We start from the raw sequence: 21,237 nt of genomic DNA, 5'->3' as shown, positions 1-21,237 counted from the left end.
ACAGCAAGCTCCTTCAGCAGGGTCTGTAAGGAACTGACGAGCTTGGGCCCTTATCGTTCCCTGCGTTTGCAATGCCCCTCCCACATTTCACCCCCTGTACCGCCTGTAGGAATGTGGAAACTTTCAGCCAAACAGCGCAGTCATCCCATAACGGAGGTCACCTCACCCACCATCCACGGGAGCACACATGGCGGCGATTCACATCGGCATTTCCGGCTGGCGCTACACGCCCTGGCGCGGGGACTTTTACCCCGAAGGGCTGACCCAGAAACGCGAGTTGCAGTTTGCGTCACGCGCCGTCAACAGCATCGAAATCAACGGTTCGTTCTACGCGCTGCAAACCCCCAAGCGCTATGCCGAGTGGTATGCCGATACGCCCGAAGGTTTCCTGTTCAGTGTCAAGGCGCCCCGTTTCATCACGCATATCCTGCGCCTGCGGGACGTGCACAAGCCGATGGCAAATTTCTTCGCTTCCGGGGTGCTGGAACTCAAAGAAAAACTCGGCCCCATCCTCTGGCAGTTTCCGCCCAGCTTCAAATTTGACGCCACGCTGTTCGAAACCTTCCTGGCCCAATTACCCACCGATACCCAACAGGCGGCGGCCCTCGCCCGCCAGCATGAGCCACGCCTGAACGGCAAGGCGAGCATGAAGGCCTATGCCAAGAAACCTTTGCGCCATGCCGTGGAGATTCGCAACATGAGTTTTGCCGTACCGGAGTTCATCCAGATGCTGGATAAACACGGAGTGGCCCTGGTGGTCGCGGACACCGCAGGCAAGTGGCCGTACATGGAAGACGTGACCGCCAACTTCATGTACCTGCGCTTGCACGGCGATAAGCAGCTATATGCCAGCGGTTATAGCGCCGAAGCGCTCCAGCGCTGGGGTGACCGCATCGAACGCTGGGCCCAGGGCAAGCAGCCTGCCGATGCACACCTGGTCGACCCGCACCACACACCCCGCAGGCGTAAACAGCGCGATGTGTTCTGTTTTTTCGACAACGACATCAAAGTTCGCGCCCCCTTCGATGCACGCCAATTGCTGCAACGCTTCGGACTGGACGAACACCTGCTCACCGAGCCTGGCCGACTGCCGGAACCAGGAGTATTGCCATGACGCATCCAGAGCTGATCCCCACCCCGCCGACCACCGCCATCACCCGTTTCACGGTGCTGACGGTCAATATCCACAAGGGTTTCACCGCACTGAATCGCCGCTTCATCTTGCCCGAACTGCGTGAAGCGGTGCGCAGCGTGGGCGCCGACATGGTGTTCTTGCAGGAGATCCATGGCACTCACGAACGCCATCCCCAGCGCTACAGCGACTGGCCAAAAATGCCGCAGTATGAGTTCCTGGCCGACAGCATCTGGCCGCAGTTTGCCTATGGGCGCAATGCGGTGTACCCCCATGGCGACCATGGCAATGCACTGCTGTCAAAATTCCAGATCATCCGCTACGACAACCTCGACATTTCGCAAAGCGGCCATGAAAACCGCGGCCTGCTGCATTGCGTGTTGCGCCTGCCGGGCGGCGGCCAGCAGGTGCACGCGATCTGCATCCACCTGGGCTTGCGCGAGGTGCATCGCCAACAACAATTGCGCTTGCTGGAACAACGTATCAGCGAGATTCCGGCCGATGCGCCGTTGGTGGTCGCTGGCGATTTCAACGACTGGCGGCAAAAAGCCGACCTGAGCCAAAGCGGTTTGCAGGAAGTGTTCATGCACACCCTTGGCAAACCGGCGCGCACCTTCCCGGCACGCCTGCCGTTGCTGCCGCTGGACCGCATTTATGTGCGTAACTTGACGGTGCACAACCCGCGCGTACTCACCACTCGCCCTTGGTCCCATCTCTCAGACCATGTGCCGCTGTCGGTGGAGGTTGAGCTATGAACGTCGCGGTAGACCATATCGCCACAGACCAACCGCCAGATGACAGCAAAGCGCGGGATCTGGATTACGGCTGGCAGAGCGGCAACCAGGTGGCGTTGCTGGAGAACGGCGAGGCGTACTTTCCCGCTGTGTTCGAGGCTTTGCGGGCGGCAGAGCGCGAGATCCTGCTGGAGACCTTCATCCTCTTTGAAGACAAGGTCGGCTTTGAGCTGCACAGCATCCTCATCGAGGCGGCCAAGCGTGGGGTAAAGGTGGTGGTCAGCCTCGACGGTTTTGGTTGCGGCGAGCTGAGCCCGGGCTTCCTGCGGGAGTTGGCCGAAGCCGGGGTGATGGTGCAGATGTTCGACCCGGCGCCCAAGACCTTCGGCATACGCACTAACTGGTTTCGCCGCCTGCACCGCAAGATTGTCGTGGTGGATGCCCGCGTGGCGTTTATCGGCGGGATCAATTTTTCTGCTGACCACTTGGCGGATTTCGGCCCCGAAGCCAAGCAGGATTACTCAGTACAGGTGATCGGCCCGGCCGTGGCCGACCTGCACCATTTCGCCCTCGCCCAAAGTGGCCGCCAAGTGCGCAGCCGTCGCGGTTGGCGACGGCGCCAGCAACGGCCTTCGCCCTGGACGAGCGAGCCAGGCGACGGCCTGGTGCGCCTGATTTATCGCGATAACATTCAGCATCGTGACGATATCGAAGACGCGTATATCCACGCCTTGAGCCAGGCTCGGCGGCGCGTGGTGATCGCCAACGCGTATTTCTTCCCCGGCTATCGCCTGCTTCGCGAGATCCGCAACGCGGCGCGCCGTGGCGTGCAGGTGCAGTTGATCATGCAAGGCCAGCCGGACGTGCTGTTGGCGAAACTCGCTGCGCGCATGCTCTATGACTACTTGCTCAAGGATGGCGTGGTGATTCACGAATACTGCCAACGCCCGCTGCACGGCAAGGTGGCGCTGGTGGATGACGAATGGAGCACCGTCGGTTCGAGCAACCTGGACCCACTGAGCCTGGCATTAAACCTGGAAGCCAATGTGCTGATTCGCGACCGGGCTTTCAATCAGCAGCTCTACGAACGCCTGGAAGCCCTCGCCCACAATCATTGCCAGACCATTCCGGAAAAGCGCAAGCCACGTCTGTGGCTCTGGCGCTTGACCGTGGGTTTCCTGGTGTTTCATGTGATGCGCCATTTCCCGGTACTGGCCAGTTGGTTACCGGCCCACAAACCGCGCTTGAAACCTTTTGAGGCCACGCCCCATGACGTCTGAAGCCCGCCCCCAAGCGCAAGCCTCTGGGTTCAAGCGCTGGAAGAAACCGCTGACGATCGCGTTCTTCGTGCTGCTGATCGTGTTGTTTACCCTGCTGGCCCGGCGCATCGACTGGAGCGAAGTGTTCCAGACCCTGAGCGAGTTCAAGCTGCGCACATTGTTCATCGCCGGCGCGCTGACGCTGTGCAGTTTTATCGTCTATGCGTGCTTCGACTTGATCGGCCGCACCTACATTCGCCAGCCGTTGCGTTGGAAGCAGATATTGCCGGTGGGTTTCATCAGCTACGCGTTCAACCTCAACCTCAGCGCCTGGGTCGGTGGCATCGCCATGCGGTATCGGCTGTATTCGCGCCTGGGCGTGAGCACCAGCAATATCGCCAAGATCCTCGGCCTGAGCCTGGCCACCAATTGGTTTGGCTATATGGCGTTGGCCGGAGTGGTATTCAGCAGCGGGTTGGTGACCCTGCCGCCGGGCTGGAAGCTCAGCAGCGGCGCCTTGCAAGGGGTCGGGGGGTTGTTGGTGCTCGCGAGCCTGGGCTACCTGGCGGCGTGCCGGTTTTCGAAAAAGCGCGCGTGGTCGATCCGCGGTATCGAGATCAACTTGCCGTCGCTGCGTATGGCCTGTTTGCAACTGGCCCTGGGTGCGTTGAACTGGTCGTTGATGGCGGCGGTGATATTTGCCTTGTTGCCCGCCAAACTGGATTACCCCCTAGTGCTGGGGGTGCTGTTGATCAGCGCAATTGCCGGGGTGGTCACCCATATTCCCGCCGGCTTGGGGGTTTTGGAGGCGGTGTTCATTGCGCTGTTGCAGCATGAGGCGTCGCGGGGGAGTTTGCTGGCCGGGCTGATCGCGTACCGGGCGATTTATTTTATCTGCCCGTTGTTGATTGCACTGGTGATGTATTTGGGGGTGGAGGCCAAGGCCAAGGCGTTGCGGGTTAAGAAAACTGCCTGATGAGACGGTGGTGACGGTGGAATCGCTTTCGCGGGCAAGCCCGGCTCCCACAGGGGAATGCATTCCCAGATGGGAGCCGGGCTTGTCCGCGAAAGCGATCATAAGGGCAACGACTATCGAGCCTGAATGATGCTCAACCGCTCCCCTACCACCATCTCGGTAATCCAGTCCACCAGGATCGAGGTGTAGGCCTGTTGCGACACCGGGTCGCTCAAGGAATGGTCGGCGCCGTCGATGATGCGGTGGGTCAGGGAGTGGGTTTGCTGGCACGCCGCGCGGTAACTCATGATGGTGGCGTGGGGCACATGGTCGTCGGTTTCCGATTCGACAATCAGCACATCGCCGGTAAATTGCGCGCAGGCATGCAGGGCACGGTTGGTTTCGGCGTGCACGAGGGTGCCGCGGTAATCCATCAGGTCGGCTTTATCCAAGTCGCGCTTGGGCTTGAGCCATTCCTGATCGCGGTACAGCGCCGGCACTCGCAGCGCCAGCCAACGTACCGGGCGCAATGAGGTGAGGATCGCCGCGAGGTACCCGCCATAACTGGTGCCCACCACTGCCACCGCCGAGGTGTCGATAGCCGGGTGGGACAGCAGGCGATCGTAGGCGGCCAACAGGTCGCGCAGGTTGTCTTCGCGGGTGACGCGCGACAAAGGGATGCCGGTGCCAGCATGGCCACGCAGGTCGAAGGTCAGGCATACACATCCAAGGCCTGCGATACCTTTGGCCCGCTCCAGGTCGCGCTCCTGGCTGCCGCCCCAGCCGTGCACGAACAACACGCCGGGCACTTTGGACTTGGGACTGAGGAATGTCCCGCTCATCTGTTCGTCGTCTATATCGATGGTGATGCTCTCGCTTCTAGCCGTCATAAGTCTTGACCGTCACATACTTGAGTAGAAAGTCGCTGTTTTCGGCCGGGCCTCGGTATACCTCGATGGCATCCGCCGGCAGCGCCTGGTCTACATAGGTTTCTACCGAGGACACACGGATGGCCTTAAGGCCCGGATGGTTTATAAAACTCTGCAACGCCGCGACTTCCGCGCTGCTGGCCCCGCCCATGCGCCAGGATTGTTCGAGCACACCACTGCGGCGCTGGCCTGTGCTGTCCAGGCCTTGGGCGATGTCGTAGTTGCGGCGCGAGGCGAAGAAGCTTGGGTAGGCTTCGTCCGCAGCACGGTCGAAAACCAGCGCCTGTTCAATGGCCTCACGCACGTCTTCACGCAGATCCAGTTTGAGCAGGGCAGCATAATCACCGGGGACGACCAGCAGATCGGAACCGCCGTAGACCTCTTCCCCCTGCCCGTCTTGGGTCAGGTGCTGCTCGCCGCAGTAGCTAATGAGGTGATCGCCAATAAAACTCTGGCCCACGCTGTGGGTGACCACCGCGTGCAGGTCTTGTTCCAGCACCACGCCTTCATTGAACATTCGGGCCGCTTCCGGGCGCGCCACTATCGCGTCGAACTCATCCAGGCTGTGGATAACTTCCTGCCCGCGCCCTGCACAGGCGTTCACGGGTTTCAGACGAATCGGGCCACTGTAGAGCAAGCGGGTCGCGGCAGGCCGCGCGTCCTCAAGGGCGAACACACTCACGCCGTCCAACACTACGTCACGCACGCGCTCGCAGAATGTCGGCGACCAGCCTTCGGGCGCCTTGGCCTCGGGACTCAGCAGGCCACGCGTGATGGCCTTGGTGCAGATAAAAGCGTGATCGACATAGCCGCCCCACAGATCGCCAGGCCCCTTGATATTGAGCTGGCGCGCTTGGGCTGGCCCGACCAGGGTTTGCGTGGGCAGCAGATACAATTCCCGGCCCGCATGCAAGGCCGGGTCGTAACTGCCACCGAACTTGAGCCCCAGCATCTGCGCCAGCCAGCGTGCGAGGGCGCGGTTGGTTTCGATTTCATGCAGGGGCGCCCCCTCTCGCATGGAGTGGGCGACCACCAACTTCTTGCGACTTATGGGGGTCATGCGGTCCCCTTTTCCATCAACCTTTGTGTAGCAATGAGGTTGCATGGATCAGGCCAACGCTGTGATTGAGCGGATAGTTGTTAAATCAATCAGTTGCGCAAAAAGTGATGGCCGTTAGCCTGTTTTATTCTGCACGACCCGGGGGCGAACCCTGCGGCGTTCTGCACGATTCAAACCCCAAAGCGGTTGCGGTAATCGCTGGGGGACAGGCCGGTGATTTTCTTGAAAATGGTACGAAAGGCACCGGGGTCTTGATAGCCCACGGTCCAGGCAATGTGATCGATGGTGCCGTTGGTGAACTCCAGCATCTGCCGCGCCTTGCCGACCCGCAGGTGTTGGCAGTACTCGGTGGGTTTCAATCCCGTGGCGTTGCGAAAGCGCCGCAGAAAGGTGCGCTCTTCCAGGTTCGCCTCCTGCGCCATCGCTGCCACGGACACGTCCACCGCGCCACTGGCTTGCAGCCAATGCTGGACCTTGAGGACCGCACCATCACCGTGCCTGAGAAGCGGCGCAAAGTTACTACCACATTGGCTGGCGCTGGCGCTGTGTTCGATCACCAGAAAACGCGCCGTATCGGCCGCCACGCTCGGGCCCATCAGCCGGTCGACCAGGCGCAGGCCCAGTTCGGACCAGGCCATCAGCCCCGCGGAAGTGATCAGGTCGCCGTCATCGACAATGGGTTTATCCGCTTCCAGGCGCACCGCCGGGTAACTGGCCGCAAAAGACTTCGCGGAGGACCAGTGGGTGGTGGCGCTGCGGCCATCCAACAGGCCGCTGCGCGCCAGCATGATCGAGCCGATGCACACGCCGCCAAGCACGGTGCCGCCCGCATGTTGCAGGCGCAGCCATTCCAGCAGCGCCGGCGGCGCCTGGTCTTCGGTGAACTCTGCAATCGAGGGCGGCACCAACACGGCCATCATCGGTTGGTCGGGGCCTGGGTGGCTGTCGAACGTGCGCGCGGGCGTGCCGTGGGCATCTACCTGCCAGTGGCTGACCCGCAGCAGCGGCAGTTGCGCAGAGTCATGCTCGGCGGCGATGCGGTTAGCGACCCCGAACAGGTCAGTCAGCCCGTGGACTGCGGCGAGTTGCGCACCTTGGTAGATCAACACACCCAGCTCGACAGTGCTGCGTTGCGCGGCCATTGTCAGTTTTCCCCCTGTTATTGTCGGTGCGGCCAATTCTCGGCGTGATCGCCAGCTAAGATACTAGGCCCATCAACCCATCACGAGGCAACACACATGGCCAAGCAGGCGCTCATCCTAATCGATATCCAGAACGACTACTTCCCCCAGGGCAAGTGGCCGCTCGACGGCGTGGAAGCCGCAGCGGACAAGGCAGCGCAGGTGCTACAGGCGTTTCGACAAGCAGGCGATGCGGTGATTCATGTACGGCATGAGTTCGCTGGCGACGACGCACCGTTCTTCACACCGGGCTCCGAAGGCGCGCACTTGCATGCCAAGGTGCTCAACGAGGGCGAGGAACCGGTGGTGCTCAAACACTTCGTGAATGCGTTTCGCCAAACCAACCTGCGCGAACTGCTGGAACAGCGCAGCATCACCGACGTGGTGGTGGTAGGCAGCATGAGCCATATGTGCATTGACGCCGTGGTACGGGCGGCGGCGGACCTGGGCTACAAGGTTACGGTGATCCATGATGCCTGCGCGACCCGCGACCAGGAATTCAACGGGCAGGTGATTCCGGCGGCGCAGGTGCACGGGGCGTACATGGCCTCCCTGGCCTTTGGCTATGCGGGTGTGGTGTCGGCAGAGGAATATTTGAAGGCCCAAGCAGCGGCCGCGTGACCGCCAATCAGGCCGATCGCTTTAGCGTGTGGCGATGATGAACAGGCGCGGAAAGGGCAACAACACCGTGCCATCGGCCAGGGCGGGATAAGCCTGGGTAATTCGCGCCTGGTATTGCTGCAGGAAGGCGGCTTTTTCATCGTCGGTCAACGGCGCAAGAAAAGGCCGCAATGCCGAAGCCTTGAACCACTCCACCACCGCCGTGTGGTCCGCCAACGGGTGGTGATAGGTGGTGCGCCACACATCCACGGTGCTGCAATGCTTGCTCAGCAGCTCGTAGTAGTAACTGGCGGTGTGCCGCTCATTGTGTTTGACCGCCGCTATCTTCGCCGACCACGGGCCATCGGCCGCAACTTCACGGGCCAGGCGATGGGCGGGCTCGTCAAGGTTGTCCGGGGTTTGCACCGCCAGCGTACCGCCTGGATTCAGTTGGTGGACCAAATGCGGGTAGAGCGTGGCGTGGTCGGGCAGCCATTGCAGCGAGGCATTGGCCAGAATCACATCCAAGCGTTGCGCAGGGTGCCAGGCGCCGATGTCCGCCAGCTCGAAGTTCAACCTGGGCAGGCGCTTGCGGGCGTCTACCAACATATCATCGGAGCTGTCCATGCCAGTGACGTGCGCTTGGGGGAAACGCTCGGCCAGCACTTCGGTGGAGTTTCCCGGCCCGCACCCCAGGTCGACTGCGGTGCCCACGTCGGTGTTGGGAATTGCCGCAATCAGGTCACGGACAGGGCGAGTGCGCTGCTGTTCGAACATCGTGTACTGCTTGGCGGACCAAGTCATCACAGCTTTCCTTCTTTCTTAGAGGTGGCGACAGCCTAAATCTTGTGAGCCATGAGAACAAATGCTGGGGTTGGTGTGCTGCCTGCAAAAAGGCAGCGCGTGCACCGACGCCTGTTCATCGCCCATAAAAAAACCCCGATGCTTTCGCTATCGGGGGTTTTGTTTGTTCAGGGTCGGTCTTGGACCTTAGAACGGGATATCGTCATCAAAGCTGTCGAAATCCGGAGCCGGTTGCGGAGCAGCCTGTTGTGGTGCTGGGCGCGACTCACGCTGTGGCTGCTGGCTTGGCTGCGGACGCGACTGCTGTGGGCGCGGTGCCGAGTTGGACATGCCGCCCTGGCCCTGTTGGTCGCCCTGTGGACGGCCGCCCAGCAGTTGCATGGTGCCTTGCATGTCGACCACGATTTCGGTGGTGTAACGCTTGATGCCGTCTTTTTCCCACTCACGGGTTTGCAGTTTGCCTTCGATGTAGACCTGCGAACCTTTGCGCAGGTATTCACCGGCGATCTCTGCGACCTTGCCGAACATCGACACGCGGTGCCATTCGGTCTTCTCGACCTTCTGGCCGGTCTGCTTGTCGGTCCATTGTTCGCTGGTCGCCAGGCTCAGGTTGGTCACGGCGTTACCGTTAGGCAAGTAGCGAACTTCGGGATCCTGGCCGCAAGTACCGACCAATATGACTTTGTTAACCCCACGGGCCATAACGTTCTCCTAGGCTGGGCGCGCTGTCGGCACTGGGTTGACCAGTTGCTCGAGCGTCGCGCGATCCAATAATTCGGTGTCCAATTTGATGTAAATGGCCGCCTCTTCAGCGACCACGACTGCATCCGTTACCCCTACGACAGCCTTCAGGCGCTCTACCAGGCCGGCTTCGCGGATCGCCTCGGGCGATAGCGGCAAACGCAGACTGGTGACGTAGGGAGGTTCGCGCATGGTAACAGCAAAGACCAGCCAAAGTGCAGCCAGCCCGGCGCATCCGAGGAACACAACCGACAAACCGCCATGCTGGAACATCCAGCCGCCCATGATGCCGCCCAACGCGGAACCCAGGAACTGGCTGGTGGAATATACCCCCATGGCCGTGCCCTTGCCGCCTGCCGGTGAAACTTTACTGATCAGTGACGGCAACGACGCTTCGAGCAGGTTGAAGGCGGTGAAAAACACCACCGTACCGATCACCAATGCTCGCAGGCTGTCGCCGAACTGCCAGAAGAATAGTTCAGTGAGCATCAATGTCGCGACGGCGCCGAGTAAAACTCGTTTCATTTTGCGTTTCTTCTCGCCATAGATGATGAACGGGATCATGGCGAAGAACGAAATCAACAGCGCAGTGAGGTAGACCCACCAGTGCTGTTCCTTGGGCAGGCCGGCTTTTTCCACCAGGGCCAGGGGCAAGGCGACGAAGCTGCACATCAGCATGGCGTGTAATACGAAGATACCTAAATCCAGGCGCAGCAGGTCCGGGTGCTTGAGCGTCGGCAGCAACGCCTTGCGTGCGACGCCCGATTCACGATGCTGCAGGGTGCCGGTGGAGCGCGGCACCATAAAAGCCACGATCAGGATGCCGAACAACGCCATGCCGCCCGTGGCCAGGAACAGCCCATGCAAGCCGAACGCGCGCGTGAGCAAGGGGCCGACCACCATGGCCACGGCAAACGACAGGCCGATGGTCATGCCGATCATCGCCATGGCCTTGGTGCGGTGTTGTTCGCGGGTCAGGTCCGACAGCAGCGCCATCACGGCGGCGGAAATCGCACCGGCGCCCTGCAGGATGCGTCCGGCGATCACGCCCCAGATCGAATCGGACTGGGCCGCTAGCACACTGCCAAGGGCGAATACGATCAGCCCGAGATAGATCACCGGGCGACGGCCAATGCGGTCGGAAATAATCCCGAACGGAATCTGGAAAATTGCCTGGGTCAGGCCATAGGCGCCAATCGCCAGGCCGATCAAGGCGGGGGTCGCCCCTGCGAGATCCATCCCATAGGTGGCCAGCACCGGCAACACCATAAACATGCCCAGCATACGGAAGGCGAACACCAGGGCCAGACCGCTTGCCGCTCGGGTCTCGCCGCTACTCATGCGTTCGCTGTGGGGATCGTGCATGGAAAAACCTCGTGTGAACCGGCGGCGATTCTACCAGTCCCATCGATTGAGAGGGTATATGCGGCGCTTTGCCGCGCAGCTTTCATGTAAGGCTGCAAGCGGCGTTTTGACAGTGTATATTCATCCAGTCTTTAGCCGTATACTCCGGCATCATTTACGCCCGCCGTGCGAGGCCATCTTGGACAAGATCCTGATTCGTGGGGCTAGAACCCACAACCTGAAGAACATCGACCTGACCCTGCCCCGGGACAAACTGATCGTCATCACCGGCTTGTCCGGCTCCGGCAAATCGTCCCTGGCGTTCGACACGCTGTATGCCGAAGGTCAGCGTCGCTATGTGGAATCCCTGTCGGCCTACGCCCGGCAGTTCCTGTCGATGATGGAAAAGCCCGATGTCGACACCATTGAAGGCCTGTCGCCGGCTATTTCCATCGAGCAGAAATCCACGTCCCACAACCCGCGCTCCACCGTGGGTACCATTACCGAAATCTACGACTATCTGCGCCTGCTGTATGCGCGCGTGGGCATTCCGCGCTGCCCGGACCACGATATTCCCCTGGAAGCCCAGACCGTCAGCCAGATGGTCGACCTGGTACTGGCCCAGCCAGAGGGCGCCAAGCTGATGCTGCTGGCGCCCGTCATTCGCGAGCGCAAGGGTGAACACCTGTCGGTCTTCGAAGAACTGCGTGCCCAGGGCTTCGTGCGGGCGCGCATCAACGGCAAGCTCTATGAGCTGGACGAAGCGCCGAAGCTGGACAAGCAGAAAAAGCACTCCATTGATGTGGTGGTCGACCGATTCAAGGTGCGCGCCGACTTGCAGCAGCGTTTGGCGGAATCGTTCGAAACCGCGCTGAAGCTGGCCGATGGCATTGCCCTCGTAGCGCCGATGGACGACGAGCCGGGCGAAGAGATCATCTTCTCCGCGCGCTTCGCCTGCCCCATCTGTGGCCATGCCATCAGTGAGCTGGAACCCAAGCTGTTTTCCTTCAACAACCCGGCCGGCGCCTGCCCGACTTGCGACGGCCTGGGTGTGAAGCAGTTTTTCGATATCAAGCGCCTGGTCAATGGTGACCTGACCCTGGCCGAGGGGGCGATACGCGGATGGGACAGGCGTAACGTCTACTATTTCCAGATGCTCGGGTCATTGGCCTCGCACTACAAGTTCAGCCTGGAAGTGCCGTTCAACCAGCTGCCGGCAGACCAGCAGAAGGTCATTCTGCATGGCAGCGGTTCGCAGAATGTCGACTTCAAGTACCTGAACGACCGTGGCGACATCGTCAAGCGCTCGCACCCGTTCGAAGGCATCGTGCCGAACCTGGAGCGTCGCTACCGCGAGACCGAATCGGCAAGCGTGCGTGAAGAACTGGCAAAATTCCTCAGTACTCAGCCTTGCCCGGATTGCCGTGGCACCCGCCTGCGTCGTGAGGCACGTCACGTGTGGGTAGGCGAAAAGACCCTGCCAGCAGTAACCAACCTGCCAATCGGCGATGCGTGTGAATACTTTGGCGTACTCAAGCTCACCGGGCGACGCGGGGAAATTGCCGACAAGATCCTCAAGGAAATTCGCGAGCGTCTGCAGTTCCTGGTCAACGTTGGCCTGGATTACCTGTCGCTGGACCGTAGCGCCGATACCTTGTCGGGCGGTGAAGCACAGCGAATCCGCCTGGCCAGCCAGATTGGCGCGGGCCTTGTGGGCGTGCTGTATATCCTCGATGAGCCGTCGATTGGCTTGCACCAACGGGATAACGACCGCCTGCTGGGCACGCTGAAACACCTGCGCGATATCGGCAATACCGTGATCGTGGTCGAGCATGATGAAGACGCTATCCGCCTGGCGGACTACGTGGTCGATATCGGCCCGGGCGCGGGTGTGCATGGTGGCCATATCGTTGCCGAGGGCACGCCTGCCGAAGTGATGGCACATCCGGACTCGTTGACCGGCAAGTACCTGTCTGGCCGGGTGAAGATCGAAGTGCCCGCCAAGCGTACGCCGCGCAACAAAAAGATGGCTCTGCACCTCAAGGGCGCGCGCGGGAACAACCTGCGCAATGTCGACCTGGAGATTCCGCTGGGCCTGCTGACCTGCGTGACCGGTGTTTCCGGTTCGGGCAAGTCGACGCTGATCAACAACACCTTGTTCCCACTGAGTGCCACCGCCCTGAACGGCGCGACCACTCTGGAAGCTGCGGCCCACGACAGCATCAAAGGCCTGGAGCATCTGGACAAGGTCGTCGACATCGACCAGAGCCCGATTGGACGCACACCGCGTTCCAACCCAGCCACCTACACCGGGCTGTTTACGCCTATCCGCGAGCTGTTCGCTGGCGTACCCGAGTCGCGCTCACGAGGTTATGGGCCGGGCCGGTTCTCGTTCAACGTCAAGGGTGGGCGCTGCGAAGCCTGCCAGGGCGACGGCCTGATCAAGGTGGAGATGCACTTCCTCCCCGACATCTACGTGCCGTGCGATGTGTGCAAGAGCAAGCGCTACAACCGCGAGACCCTGGAGATCAAGTACAAGGGCAAGAGCATCCATGAAACCCTGGAGATGACAATCGAGGAAGCTCGCGAGTTCTTCGACGCCGTGCCGGCGTTGGCGCGCAAGCTGCAGACGCTGATGGATGTAGGCCTGTCGTACATCAAGCTGGGGCAATCAGCGACCACGCTGTCGGGTGGTGAAGCGCAGCGGGTCAAGCTGTCTCGCGAGCTGTCCAAGCGTGATACCGGCAAAACCTTGTACATCCTCGATGAGCCGACCACTGGCCTGCACTTCGCGGATATCCAGCAGTTGCTGGACGTACTTCACCGCTTGCGGGACCACGGCAATACCGTGGTGGTGATTGAGCACAACCTTGATGTGATCAAGACGGCCGACTGGTTGGTAGACCTGGGGCCGGAAGGTGGTTCGAAGGGTGGCCAGATCATCGCAGTGGGCACGCCAGAGCAGGTTTCCGAAATGCCGCAGTCGCACACCGGTTACTACCTGAAACCATTGCTGGAACGCGATCGGGCCTGATCTTTTCATCGTCCAATAAAAAGCCCCTGCCACTTTGCGGTGACAGGGGCTTTTTTATAGCCGGGAATCAGAACTGCGATTGCAGGTAATTCTCCAGGCCGATCAGCTTGATCAGGCCCAACTGCTTTTCCAGCCAGTAGGTGTGATCTTCTTCGGTGTCATTCAACTGCACCCGCAGTATTTCCCGGGTGACATAGTCGTTGTGCTGCTCACAAAGCTCGATGCCCTTACAGAGTGCAGCACGGACCTTGTACTCAAGGCGAAGATCGGCAGCGAGCATGTCAGGCACTGTGGTACCCACGTCCAGATCATCAGGACGCATACGCGGCGTGCCTTCGAGCATCAGAATGCGGCGCATCAGGGCATCAGCGTGCTGTGCCTCTTCTTCCATTTCGTGGTTGATACGCTCGTAGAGCTCGGTAAAGCCCCAGTCTTCGTACATACGCGAATGGATGAAATATTGGTCACGAGCTGCCAGTTCGCCCGTCAGCAACGTGTTGAGGTAATCGATTACGTCGGGGTGACCTTGCATCGCCCTACATCTCCCTGCTTGAAAGACTGTAGTTTGAACCATGCTGACTTGAAGGTCACGGGACAAACGGCAGAAAAGTGAAGATTTCCGGAGAAAAGTAGCTGAAATAACGCAAAAACCGCCCAAATGAGGGCGGTTCTGCTTATCGTTTAGAGTCAGTTAAGCGATACACCCAGTGCCTTTGCGATTGCTTCTCCATAAGCCGGGTCGGCCTTATAGAAGTGCTGCAGTTGACGCTGGACCACATCGCTGGAAACGCCACCCATAGCACCGGCGATGTTATTGGTGAGCAGGGCTTTCTGCTCATCATTCATCAGACGGAACAGCGCTCCGGCGTGGCTGTAGTAGTCCGTATCTTCGCGATGATCGTAGCGATCAGCCGCGCCGCTCAGGGTCAATGCTGGCTCTGCATACTGCGGGGCTTGCTTGGGCGCATCGGCATAGCTGTTTGGCTCGTAGTTCGGAGCCGCACCGCCGTTACTACCGAAAGCCATGGAGCCGTCACGCTGGTAGCTGTTAACCGGGCTACGTGGTGCGTTCACCGGCAGTTGCTGGTGGTTGGTGCCCACACGGTAGCGGTGCGCATCGGCGTAGGCAAAAACCCGACCTTGCAGCATACGGTCCGGCGACAGGCCAACGCCTGGGACCATGTTGCTTGGGCCAAATGCGGCCTGCTCGACTTCGGCGAAGTAGTTCTGCGGATTACGATTGAGCTCCAACTCACCCACTTCAATCAACGGGAATTCTTTTTGCGACCAGGTCTTGGTCACGTCAAACGGGTTCTCGTAATGGGCGTTCGCCTGTGCCTCGGTCATGATCTGGATGCACACGCGCCACTTGGGGAAGTCACCGCGCTCGATTGCACCAAACAGATCACGCTGGGCGTAATCAGGATCGGTTCCCGCCAAGCGGGCGGCCTCGGCCGGCGCCAGGTTCTTGATGCCTTGCTTAGTCTTGTAGTGCCACTTCACCCAATGACGCTCACCCTGGGCATTGATCAAACTGTAAGTGTGGCTGCCGAAACCATGCATGTGGCGATAGCCGTCCGGGATGCCACGGTCCGAAAACAGAATGGTGACCTGATGCAGCGCCTCTGGTGAGTGCGACCAGAAGTCCCACATCATCTGCGCGCTTTTCAGGTTGCTCTGCGGCAGGCGTTTCTGGGTGTGGATAAAATCCGGGAATTTCAGCGGATCACGAATAAAGAACACGGGAGTGTTGTTACCCACGATGTCCCAGTTACCCTCTTCGGTATAGAACTTCAGGGCAAAGCCACGTGGATCACGTTCAGTGTCAGCAGAACCGCGCTCACCGCCTACAGTGGAGAATCGCAGGAATGTCGGCGTTTGCTTGCCAACAGATTCGAACAGCTTGGCGCTGGTGTATTGGGTGATGTCCCGGGTGACTGTGAACGTACCGTAGGCGCCCGATCCTTTGGCGTGCACGCGACGCTCAGGGATGTTTTCACGGTTGAAGTGAGCGAGCTTCTCGATCAGGTGGAAATCGTCGAGTAACAACGGACCACGAGGGCCCGCGGAACGGGAGTTCTGGTTATCCGCAACGGGAGCACCGCTGGCGGTGGTAAGGACTTTATTCTGGCTCATGCTCAATCTTCCTCAGGTCGGACTTGGAACTGCCGGCTAATCGGCTTGGAGGGAGTATTGATCATCAACACCACGCCTACAAATTCATTAAATTGCAGGCATCGATAGAGAATAACTAACAACACTCCGTTCGCTATAGTGCAGCGCCCGGCCTATGGAAGCTTGTATAAGTTGCGCTTTTGTTACGCGCACAAAAAACCGGGCACTAGGCCCGGTTCTTCGTTGCAGCTTGTCGTCTTACTCGGCGCTTACAGCTTCGCCGGCAGTAGCACGATCAACCAACTCGACGTACGCCATAGGCGCGTTGTCGCCAGCGCGGAAACCGCACTTGAGGATGCGCAGGTAGCCACCCTCACGGGTAGCGTAACGCTTGCCCAGGTCGTTGAAGAGCTTACCAACGATAGCTTTCGAACGAGTACGGTCGAAAGCCAGACGGCGGTTAGCCAGGCTGTCTGTCTTGGCCAAAGTGATCAGCGGCTCAGCAACGCGACGCAGTTCTTTAGCTTTCGGCAGTGTAGTTTTGATCAGCTCGTGCTCGAACAGCGACACCGCCATGTTTTGGAACATGGCCTTGCGGTGCGAGCTGGTACGGCTCAGGTGACGACCACTTTTACGATGACGCATGGTTCATTCCTTACCAAACTCACGTTCGGTGATTACGACGATCAGGCAGTCGCCTTGTCGTCCTTCTTAAGACTTGCAGGCGGCCAGTTGTCGAGGCGCATGCCGAGGGACAGACCGCGGGAGGCCAGAACGTCCTTGATTTCAGTCAAGGATTTCTTGCCCAGGTTCGGAGTCTTCAACAGTTCTACTTCGGTGCGCTGGATCAGGTCACCGATGTAGTAAATGTTTTCCGCCTTAAGGCAGTTAGCCGAACGTACAGTCAGTTCCAGATCGTCAACCGGGCGAAGCAGGATCGGATCGATCTCGTCTTCCTGCTCGATTACCACTGGTTCGCTGTCACCTTTGAGGTCGACGAACGCAGCCAACTGCTGTTGCAGAATGGTTGCAGCGCGGCGGATAGCCTCTTCAGGATCCAGGGTACCGTTGGTTTCCAGATCAATAACCAGCTTGTCCAGGTTAGTACGCTGCTCGACACGGGCGTTTTCCACCACGTATGCGATACGGCGAACCGGGCTGAACGAAGAGTCAAGCTGCAAGCGACCAATGCTGCGGCTTTCGTCTTCATCGCTCTGACGCGAGTCGGCCGGTTCATAACCACGACCACGAGCTACAGTGAGCTTCATGTTCAGGGCGCCGTTAGACGCCAGGTTAGCGATTACGTGATCGGGGTTAACGATCTCGACATCATGATCCAGCTGAATATCGGCAGCGGTAACCACCCCCGAACCCTTCTTCGACAAGGTCAGCGTAACTTCGTCACGGCCGTGCAGCTTGATAGCCAGACCTTTAAGGTTCAACAGGATTTCAATTACGTCTTCCTGTACACCTTCGATGGCGCTGTACTCGTGGAGCACACCGTCAATCTCGGCCTCGACTACTGCACAGCCGGGCATTGAGGACAACAGGATGCGGCGCAGCGCGTTGCCCAGGGTGTGGCCAAAACCACGCTCGAGAGGCTCGAGAGTAATTTTGGCGCGGGTTGGACTGACAACCTGCACATCAATGTGGCGGGGTGTCAGGAACTCATTTACCGAAATCTGCATGGATGCACCTATTTTCTAGCCCTTACTTGGAGTAGAGCTCGACAATCAGGCTTTCGTTGATGTCGGCGGACAGATCACTGCGAGCAGGAACGTTCTTGAAAACGCCCGACTTCTTCTCAGTGTCTACTTCTACCCATTCTACGCGGCCACGTTGGGCACACAGATCGAGAGCTTGGACAATGCGAAGTTGGTTTTTTGCTTTCTCGCGAACTGCGACCACGTCACCAGCACGAACCTGGTAGGACGGAACGTTTACGGTCTGACCGTTAACGCTGATCGACTTGTGCGATACCAGCTGACGGGATTCGGCACGAGTCGAACCGAAGCCCATACGGTATACAACGTTGTCCAGACGGCATTCGAGCAGTTGCAGCAGGTTTTCACCGGTTGCACCTTTCTTGCCAGCAGCTTCTTTGTAGTAGCCGCTGAACTGACGCTCGAGAACGCCGTAGATACGACGGACCTTCTGCTTTTCACGCAGTTGGGTGCCGTAGTCGGACTGGCGACCGCGGCGTTGGCCGTGGATACCAGGTGCTGCTTCAATGTTGCACTTCGATTCGATCGCGCGCACGCCGCTCTTCAGGAAGAGATCGGTGCCTTCGCGACGAGCGAGTTTGCATTTTGGACCAATGTAACGAGCCATTCTTTACAATCTCCTGGATTACACGCGGCGCTTCTTCGGCGGACGGCACCCGTTGTGCGGGATTGGCGTCACGTCGGTGATGCTGGCGATCTTATAGCCACAGCCGTTCAAAGCACGGACAGCAGACTCACGACCTGGACCTGGACCCTTGACGTTAACGTCGAGGTTTTTCAGGCCGTATTCCAGCGCAGCTTGACCAGCACGTTCAGCAGCTACTTGAGCAGCAAACGGGGTGGACTTGCGGGAACCGCGGAAACCCGAACCACCGGAGGTAGCCCAAGAAAGCGCGTTACCTTGACGGTCGGTGATGGTCACGATTGTGTTGTTAAAAGATGCATGGATGTGGGCGATGCCATCAACCACTGTCTTTTTAACTTTTTTACGAGGACGAGCAGCAGGTTTTGCCATGATAATTTTCCTGTCGATTCGCTGGGGCGATTACTTGCGGATCGGCTTACGCGGACCTTTACGGGTACGCGCGTTAGTCTTGGTACGCTGACCGCGTACTGGAAGACCACGACGATGACGCAGACCGCGATAGCAACCGAGGTCCATCAAACGCTTGATTTTCATGTTGATTTCGCGACGCAGGTCACCTTCAGTGGTGAACTTCGCCACTTCGCCACGCAGCTGTTCAATCTGCTCGTCGCTCAGATCCTTGATCTTAGCGGCTGGGTTTACCCCAGCAACTGCGCAAATTTTCTGCGCAGTAGTGCGACCAACACCATAGATGTAGGTCAGCGAGATAACAGTGTGCTTGTTATCTGGAATGTTAACGCCTGCAATACGGGCCATTCAGTGGGACTCCAATTGACAGCTACCTACGCCCCGGAAGCCAAGAAATAGGGCGCGAGATAATATCGCTGTAATAACAAATAATCAACCCGGCAGCGCACTAGCTGCCGGGCTTCAAGCGGATCACACTCAGCCTTGGCGCTGTTTGTGACGCGGTTCCGCGCTGCAAATTACTCGAACAACACCTTCGCGGCGAATAATCTTGCAGTTACGGCACAGCTTTTTCACCGATGCACGAACTTTCATCACCAACTCCTCGAACCTTATGGGGTACTCAGCGCAACATGCCGCTGCCGTAGCCCTTCAGGTTGGCTTTCTTCATCAGGGATTCGTACTGGTGCGAAACGAGGTGCGATTGTACTTGGGACATGAAGTCCATCACAACCACGACCACGATCAGCAACGAGGTCCCGCCAAGGTAGAACGGAACGTTTGCTGCAACCACCAGGAACTGGGGCAACAAGCACACGGCCGTCATATATAGAGCACCGAACAGGGTCAAACGAGTCAGAACGCCATCAATGTAGCGTGCCGACTGCTCACCTGGACGGATGCCCGGAATAAAGGCACCGGACTTCTTCAGGTTTTCCGCTACGTCTTTCGGATTGAACATCAACGCCGTATAGAAGAAGCAGAAGAAAATAATCCCTGCACTAAACAGCAGAATATTCAACGGCTGACCAGGAGCGATCGACTGAGAGAGGTCCTGCAGCCAGCCCATATTTTCAGACTGACCAAACCAGGTACCCAACGAAGCCGGAAACAGCAAGATGCTGCTCGCGAAAATTGCCGGAATAACACCGGCCATATTCACTTTCAGCGGCAAGTGGCTGGTCTGCGCAGCGAAGACCTTACGGCCCTGCTGACGCTTGGCGTAGTGAACAGCAATACGACGCTGGCCACGCTCAATGAACACCACAAAACCGATAATCGCTACTGCCAGCAAACCGATGGCAACCAAGGCGAAGATATTGATATCACCCTGACGCGCAGACTCGAAAGACTGCCCGATTGCTCTCGGAAGACCGGCGACGATACCTGCGAAAATCAACATCGAGATACCGTTGCCAACACCACGCTCAGTAATCTGCTCACCCAGCCACATCATGAACATCGCACCAGCCACAAACGTGGATACCGCGACGAAATGGAAGCCAAAGTCACCAGTGAACGCAACGCCCTGCCCCGCCAGGCCAACGGACATGCCGATAGCCTGAACCAGGGCGAGGACGACAGTGCCGTAGCGGGTGTACTGGCTAATCTTGCGACGGCCAGCTTCACCTTCCTTCTTCAACTGCTCCAGCTGCGGGCTGACGGCTGTCATCAGCTGCATGATGATCGATGCCGAAATGTACGGCATGATCCCCAGTGCAAAGATGCTCATCCGCTCCAGCGCGCCGCCGGAAAACATGTTGAACAAGCTAAGAATGGTCCCCTCATTCTGTCGAAACAGGTCTGCGAGTCGGTCCGGGTTGATACCTGGAACCGGGATGTGTGCGCCTATTCGGTAGACGATAATCGCCAGGAACAGAAAACGCAGACGAGCCCAAAGTTCAGACATACCGCCTTTGCCGAGCGCTGAGAGAGCACCTTGCTTAGCCATTTATTCCTCGAACTTGCCGCCAGCTGCTTCGATAGCCGAACGCGCACCTTTGGTGGCGCCGATTCCCTTGCCGATAGTGACAGCGCGAGTCACTTCACCGGACAGCATGATTTTCACACGCTGTACGTTGACGTTGATCACGTTGGCATCTTTCAGGGTCTGCACAGTAACGATGTCGCCTTCCACTTTAGCCAGCTCGGACAGACGCACTTCTGCGCGATCCATGGCTTTCAGGGATACGAAACCGAACTTAGGCAGGCGACGATGCAGCGGCTGTTGACCGCCTTCAAAGCCTGGAGCAATGGTGCCACCGGAGCGGGAGGTTTGACCCTTGTGGCCACGGCCACCGGTCTTACCCAAACCACTACCGATACCACGGCCCGGACGATGCTTTTCGCGACGGGAACCCGGCGCTGGACTCAGATCATTGAGTTTCATCGATTAACCCTCTACACGCAGCATGTAGTAAGCCTTGTTGATCATCCCGCGATTCTCGGGAGTATCCTGGACTTCTACAGTGTGACCGATGCGACGCAGACCCAAACCTTTAACGCACAATTTGTGGTTAGGGATGCGGCCGGTCATGCTTTTGATCAGCGTTACTTTAACGGTAGCCATGA

23 protein-coding genes are annotated in these 21,237 nt (G+C 58.8%); 6 read left to right on the top strand and 17 right to left on the bottom strand.

Going from position 1 to position 21,237, the window contains the following annotated elements:
- The first annotated feature begins 187 nt into the window (after window positions 1–187).
- From BOP96_RS05600 to BOP96_RS05585, 4 genes are read left to right on the top strand one after another with little or no spacing between them, the layout of a single operon-like run.
- Window positions 188–1,114 (top strand): DUF72 domain-containing protein, encoded by a 927-nt coding sequence (locus tag BOP96_RS05600; RefSeq protein WP_019818872.1) that lies wholly within the window; start codon window positions 188–190, stop codon window positions 1,112–1,114.
- Window positions 1,111–1,887, top strand: a complete 777-nt coding sequence (locus BOP96_RS05595; protein ID WP_057975589.1) for an endonuclease/exonuclease/phosphatase family protein — start codon at window positions 1,111–1,113, stop codon at window positions 1,885–1,887. The genes BOP96_RS05600 and BOP96_RS05595 overlap by 4 nt, the downstream gene beginning before the upstream one ends.
- The gene (gene clsB, locus BOP96_RS05590; protein WP_019818875.1) at window positions 1,884–3,146 is read left to right on the top strand and encodes a cardiolipin synthase ClsB; all 1,263 of its coding nucleotides are present in this window, start codon (window positions 1,884–1,886) and stop codon (window positions 3,144–3,146) included. Before BOP96_RS05595 ends, clsB begins: the two co-directional genes overlap by 4 nt.
- Window positions 3,136–4,101 (top strand): lysylphosphatidylglycerol synthase domain-containing protein, encoded by a 966-nt coding sequence (locus BOP96_RS05585; RefSeq protein ID WP_014720143.1) that lies wholly within the window; start codon window positions 3,136–3,138, stop codon window positions 4,099–4,101. The genes clsB and BOP96_RS05585 overlap by 11 nt, the downstream gene beginning before the upstream one ends.
- A 113-nt stretch (window positions 4,102–4,214) precedes the next feature.
- On the opposite strand, the gene BOP96_RS05580 is transcribed toward BOP96_RS05585, so the two are convergent.
- From BOP96_RS05580 to BOP96_RS05570, 3 genes are all read right to left on the bottom strand, one after another.
- Complete coding sequence (locus BOP96_RS05580) at window positions 4,215–4,970, bottom strand: alpha/beta hydrolase family protein (protein ID WP_019818878.1); 756 nt, start codon at window positions 4,968–4,970, stop codon at window positions 4,215–4,217.
- The gene (locus tag BOP96_RS05575; RefSeq protein WP_073452017.1) at window positions 4,960–6,069 is read right to left on the bottom strand and encodes a DUF3182 family protein; all 1,110 of its coding nucleotides are present in this window, start codon (window positions 6,067–6,069) and stop codon (window positions 4,960–4,962) included. Before BOP96_RS05575 ends, BOP96_RS05580 begins: the two co-directional genes overlap by 11 nt.
- A gap of 170 nt (window positions 6,070–6,239) precedes the next feature.
- Window positions 6,240–7,211 (bottom strand): GlxA family transcriptional regulator, encoded by a 972-nt coding sequence (locus BOP96_RS05570; protein ID WP_073452015.1) that lies wholly within the window; start codon window positions 7,209–7,211, stop codon window positions 6,240–6,242.
- A 96-nt stretch (window positions 7,212–7,307) separates the two neighbouring features.
- On the opposite strand from BOP96_RS05570, the gene BOP96_RS05565 reads away from it, so the two are divergent.
- Window positions 7,308–7,871, top strand: a complete 564-nt coding sequence (locus tag BOP96_RS05565; RefSeq protein ID WP_014720147.1) for a cysteine hydrolase family protein — start codon at window positions 7,308–7,310, stop codon at window positions 7,869–7,871.
- A gap of 21 nt (window positions 7,872–7,892) precedes the next feature.
- Here the strand turns inward: BOP96_RS05565 and tam are convergent, their stop codons facing one another.
- The 3 genes from tam to BOP96_RS05550 all read right to left on the bottom strand — a co-directional run bounded on the left by tam (window position 7,893) and on the right by BOP96_RS05550 (window position 10,760).
- Entirely contained in the window at window positions 7,893–8,654 is a 762-nt protein-coding gene (gene tam / locus BOP96_RS05560; protein ID WP_073452013.1) for a trans-aconitate 2-methyltransferase, read from the bottom strand.
- 186 nt (window positions 8,655–8,840) lie between these two features.
- On the bottom strand, window positions 8,841–9,356 hold the full coding sequence (locus BOP96_RS05555) for a single-stranded DNA-binding protein (RefSeq protein ID WP_003232445.1): 516 nt from the start codon (window positions 9,354–9,356) through the stop codon (window positions 8,841–8,843).
- A 9-nt stretch (window positions 9,357–9,365) separates the two neighbouring features.
- The gene (locus BOP96_RS05550; RefSeq protein WP_014720149.1) at window positions 9,366–10,760 is read right to left on the bottom strand and encodes an MFS transporter; all 1,395 of its coding nucleotides are present in this window, start codon (window positions 10,758–10,760) and stop codon (window positions 9,366–9,368) included.
- Window positions 10,761–10,938: 178 nt separating this feature from the next.
- Here BOP96_RS05550 and uvrA point away from each other — a divergent pair, with 178 nt between their 5' ends.
- Window positions 10,939–13,773 carry an excinuclease ABC subunit UvrA gene (gene uvrA / locus BOP96_RS05545; protein ID WP_014720150.1) on the top strand — a complete coding sequence of 945 codons (2,835 nt, stop codon included), beginning with the start codon at window positions 10,939–10,941 and terminating at the stop codon, window positions 13,771–13,773.
- A gap of 67 nt (window positions 13,774–13,840) precedes the next feature.
- On the opposite strand, the gene bfr is transcribed toward uvrA, so the two are convergent.
- The 11 genes from bfr to rpmD all read right to left on the bottom strand — a co-directional run bounded on the left by bfr (window position 13,841) and on the right by rpmD (window position 21,235).
- Window positions 13,841–14,305: a bacterioferritin gene (gene bfr / locus BOP96_RS05540; RefSeq protein ID WP_003176400.1), complete on the bottom strand. Its 465-nt coding sequence runs from the start codon at window positions 14,303–14,305 to the stop codon at window positions 13,841–13,843.
- Between the two features lie 155 nt (window positions 14,306–14,460).
- Entirely contained in the window at window positions 14,461–15,909 is a 1,449-nt protein-coding gene (locus tag BOP96_RS05535; protein ID WP_014720152.1) for a catalase, read from the bottom strand.
- A gap of 237 nt (window positions 15,910–16,146) precedes the next feature.
- Entirely contained in the window at window positions 16,147–16,533 is a 387-nt protein-coding gene (gene rplQ, locus BOP96_RS05530) for a 50S ribosomal protein L17 (RefSeq protein WP_003176402.1), read from the bottom strand.
- 41 nt (window positions 16,534–16,574) lie between these two features.
- On the bottom strand, window positions 16,575–17,576 hold the full coding sequence (locus BOP96_RS05525; RefSeq protein ID WP_003176403.1) for a DNA-directed RNA polymerase subunit alpha: 1,002 nt from the start codon (window positions 17,574–17,576) through the stop codon (window positions 16,575–16,577).
- Between the two features lie 22 nt (window positions 17,577–17,598).
- On the bottom strand, window positions 17,599–18,219 hold the full coding sequence (rpsD, locus tag BOP96_RS05520) for a 30S ribosomal protein S4 (protein WP_003176404.1): 621 nt from the start codon (window positions 18,217–18,219) through the stop codon (window positions 17,599–17,601).
- Between the two features lie 18 nt (window positions 18,220–18,237).
- On the bottom strand, window positions 18,238–18,627 hold the full coding sequence (gene rpsK / locus BOP96_RS05515; RefSeq protein WP_002555466.1) for a 30S ribosomal protein S11: 390 nt from the start codon (window positions 18,625–18,627) through the stop codon (window positions 18,238–18,240).
- Window positions 18,628–18,657: 30 nt separating this feature from the next.
- Complete coding sequence (gene rpsM / locus BOP96_RS05510; RefSeq protein ID WP_003194635.1) at window positions 18,658–19,014, bottom strand: 30S ribosomal protein S13; 357 nt, start codon at window positions 19,012–19,014, stop codon at window positions 18,658–18,660.
- A 129-nt stretch (window positions 19,015–19,143) separates the two neighbouring features.
- Window positions 19,144–19,260, bottom strand: coding sequence for a 50S ribosomal protein L36 (rpmJ, locus tag BOP96_RS05505; protein ID WP_002555468.1), 117 nt, complete (start codon window positions 19,258–19,260; stop codon window positions 19,144–19,146).
- Window positions 19,261–19,288: 28 nt separating this feature from the next.
- Window positions 19,289–20,617: a preprotein translocase subunit SecY gene (gene secY, locus BOP96_RS05500; protein ID WP_003194637.1), complete on the bottom strand. Its 1,329-nt coding sequence runs from the start codon at window positions 20,615–20,617 to the stop codon at window positions 19,289–19,291.
- Complete coding sequence (gene rplO / locus BOP96_RS05495) at window positions 20,618–21,055, bottom strand: 50S ribosomal protein L15 (protein ID WP_003176407.1); 438 nt, start codon at window positions 21,053–21,055, stop codon at window positions 20,618–20,620.
- 3 nt (window positions 21,056–21,058) lie between these two features.
- Complete coding sequence (gene rpmD, locus BOP96_RS05490; protein WP_003176408.1) at window positions 21,059–21,235, bottom strand: 50S ribosomal protein L30; 177 nt, start codon at window positions 21,233–21,235, stop codon at window positions 21,059–21,061.
- Window positions 21,236–21,237 lie beyond the last annotated feature (2 nt).

The organism is Pseudomonas sp. FSL W5-0203 (assembly GCF_001896155.1).
Classification (GTDB): Bacteria; Pseudomonadota; Gammaproteobacteria; order Pseudomonadales; family Pseudomonadaceae; genus Aquipseudomonas; species Aquipseudomonas paracarnis.
Note: the sequence above shows the minus strand (reverse complement) of the source record. Positions and strands in the feature narration are given on the sequence as shown.

What these genes read in the sequence shown, in the direction of transcription:
- bfr (WP_003176400.1), bottom strand. Translation starts at nt 14,305, where the DNA reads ATGCAAGGTCACCCCGACGTAATCGATTACCTCAACACGTTGCTGACG.
- BOP96_RS05565 (WP_014720147.1), top strand. Translation starts at nt 7,308, where the DNA reads ATGGCCAAGCAGGCGCTCATCCTAATCGATATCCAGAACGACTACTTC.
- BOP96_RS05585 (WP_014720143.1), top strand. Translation starts at nt 3,136, where the DNA reads ATGACGTCTGAAGCCCGCCCCCAAGCGCAAGCCTCTGGGTTCAAGCGC.
- BOP96_RS05580 (WP_019818878.1), bottom strand. Translation starts at nt 4,970, where the DNA reads ATGACGGCTAGAAGCGAGAGCATCACCATCGATATAGACGACGAACAG.
- BOP96_RS05525 (WP_003176403.1), bottom strand. Translation starts at nt 17,576, where the DNA reads ATGCAGATTTCGGTAAATGAGTTCCTGACACCCCGCCACATTGATGTG.
- tam (WP_073452013.1), bottom strand. Translation starts at nt 8,654, where the DNA reads ATGACTTGGTCCGCCAAGCAGTACACGATGTTCGAACAGCAGCGCACT.
- BOP96_RS05555 (WP_003232445.1), bottom strand. Translation starts at nt 9,356, where the DNA reads ATGGCCCGTGGGGTTAACAAAGTCATATTGGTCGGTACTTGCGGCCAG.
- BOP96_RS05600 (WP_019818872.1), top strand. Translation starts at nt 188, where the DNA reads ATGGCGGCGATTCACATCGGCATTTCCGGCTGGCGCTACACGCCCTGG.
- secY (WP_003194637.1), bottom strand. Translation starts at nt 20,617, where the DNA reads ATGGCTAAGCAAGGTGCTCTCTCAGCGCTCGGCAAAGGCGGTATGTCT.
- BOP96_RS05570 (WP_073452015.1), bottom strand. Translation starts at nt 7,211, where the DNA reads ATGGCCGCGCAACGCAGCACTGTCGAGCTGGGTGTGTTGATCTACCAA.
- rplO (WP_003176407.1), bottom strand. Translation starts at nt 21,055, where the DNA reads ATGAAACTCAATGATCTGAGTCCAGCGCCGGGTTCCCGTCGCGAAAAG.
- rpsK (WP_002555466.1), bottom strand. Translation starts at nt 18,627, where the DNA reads ATGGCAAAACCTGCTGCTCGTCCTCGTAAAAAAGTTAAAAAGACAGTG.
- rpsD (WP_003176404.1), bottom strand. Translation starts at nt 18,219, where the DNA reads ATGGCTCGTTACATTGGTCCAAAATGCAAACTCGCTCGTCGCGAAGGC.
- BOP96_RS05595 (WP_057975589.1), top strand. Translation starts at nt 1,111, where the DNA reads ATGACGCATCCAGAGCTGATCCCCACCCCGCCGACCACCGCCATCACC.
- rpsM (WP_003194635.1), bottom strand. Translation starts at nt 19,014, where the DNA reads ATGGCCCGTATTGCAGGCGTTAACATTCCAGATAACAAGCACACTGTT.
- BOP96_RS05575 (WP_073452017.1), bottom strand. Translation starts at nt 6,069, where the DNA reads ATGACCCCCATAAGTCGCAAGAAGTTGGTGGTCGCCCACTCCATGCGA.
- rpmJ (WP_002555468.1), bottom strand. Translation starts at nt 19,260, where the DNA reads ATGAAAGTTCGTGCATCGGTGAAAAAGCTGTGCCGTAACTGCAAGATT.
- clsB (WP_019818875.1), top strand. Translation starts at nt 1,884, where the DNA reads ATGAACGTCGCGGTAGACCATATCGCCACAGACCAACCGCCAGATGAC.
- BOP96_RS05535 (WP_014720152.1), bottom strand. Translation starts at nt 15,909, where the DNA reads ATGAGCCAGAATAAAGTCCTTACCACCGCCAGCGGTGCTCCCGTTGCG.
- rpmD (WP_003176408.1), bottom strand. Translation starts at nt 21,235, where the DNA reads ATGGCTACCGTTAAAGTAACGCTGATCAAAAGCATGACCGGCCGCATC.
- BOP96_RS05550 (WP_014720149.1), bottom strand. Translation starts at nt 10,760, where the DNA reads ATGCACGATCCCCACAGCGAACGCATGAGTAGCGGCGAGACCCGAGCG.
- rplQ (WP_003176402.1), bottom strand. Translation starts at nt 16,533, where the DNA reads ATGCGTCATCGTAAAAGTGGTCGTCACCTGAGCCGTACCAGCTCGCAC.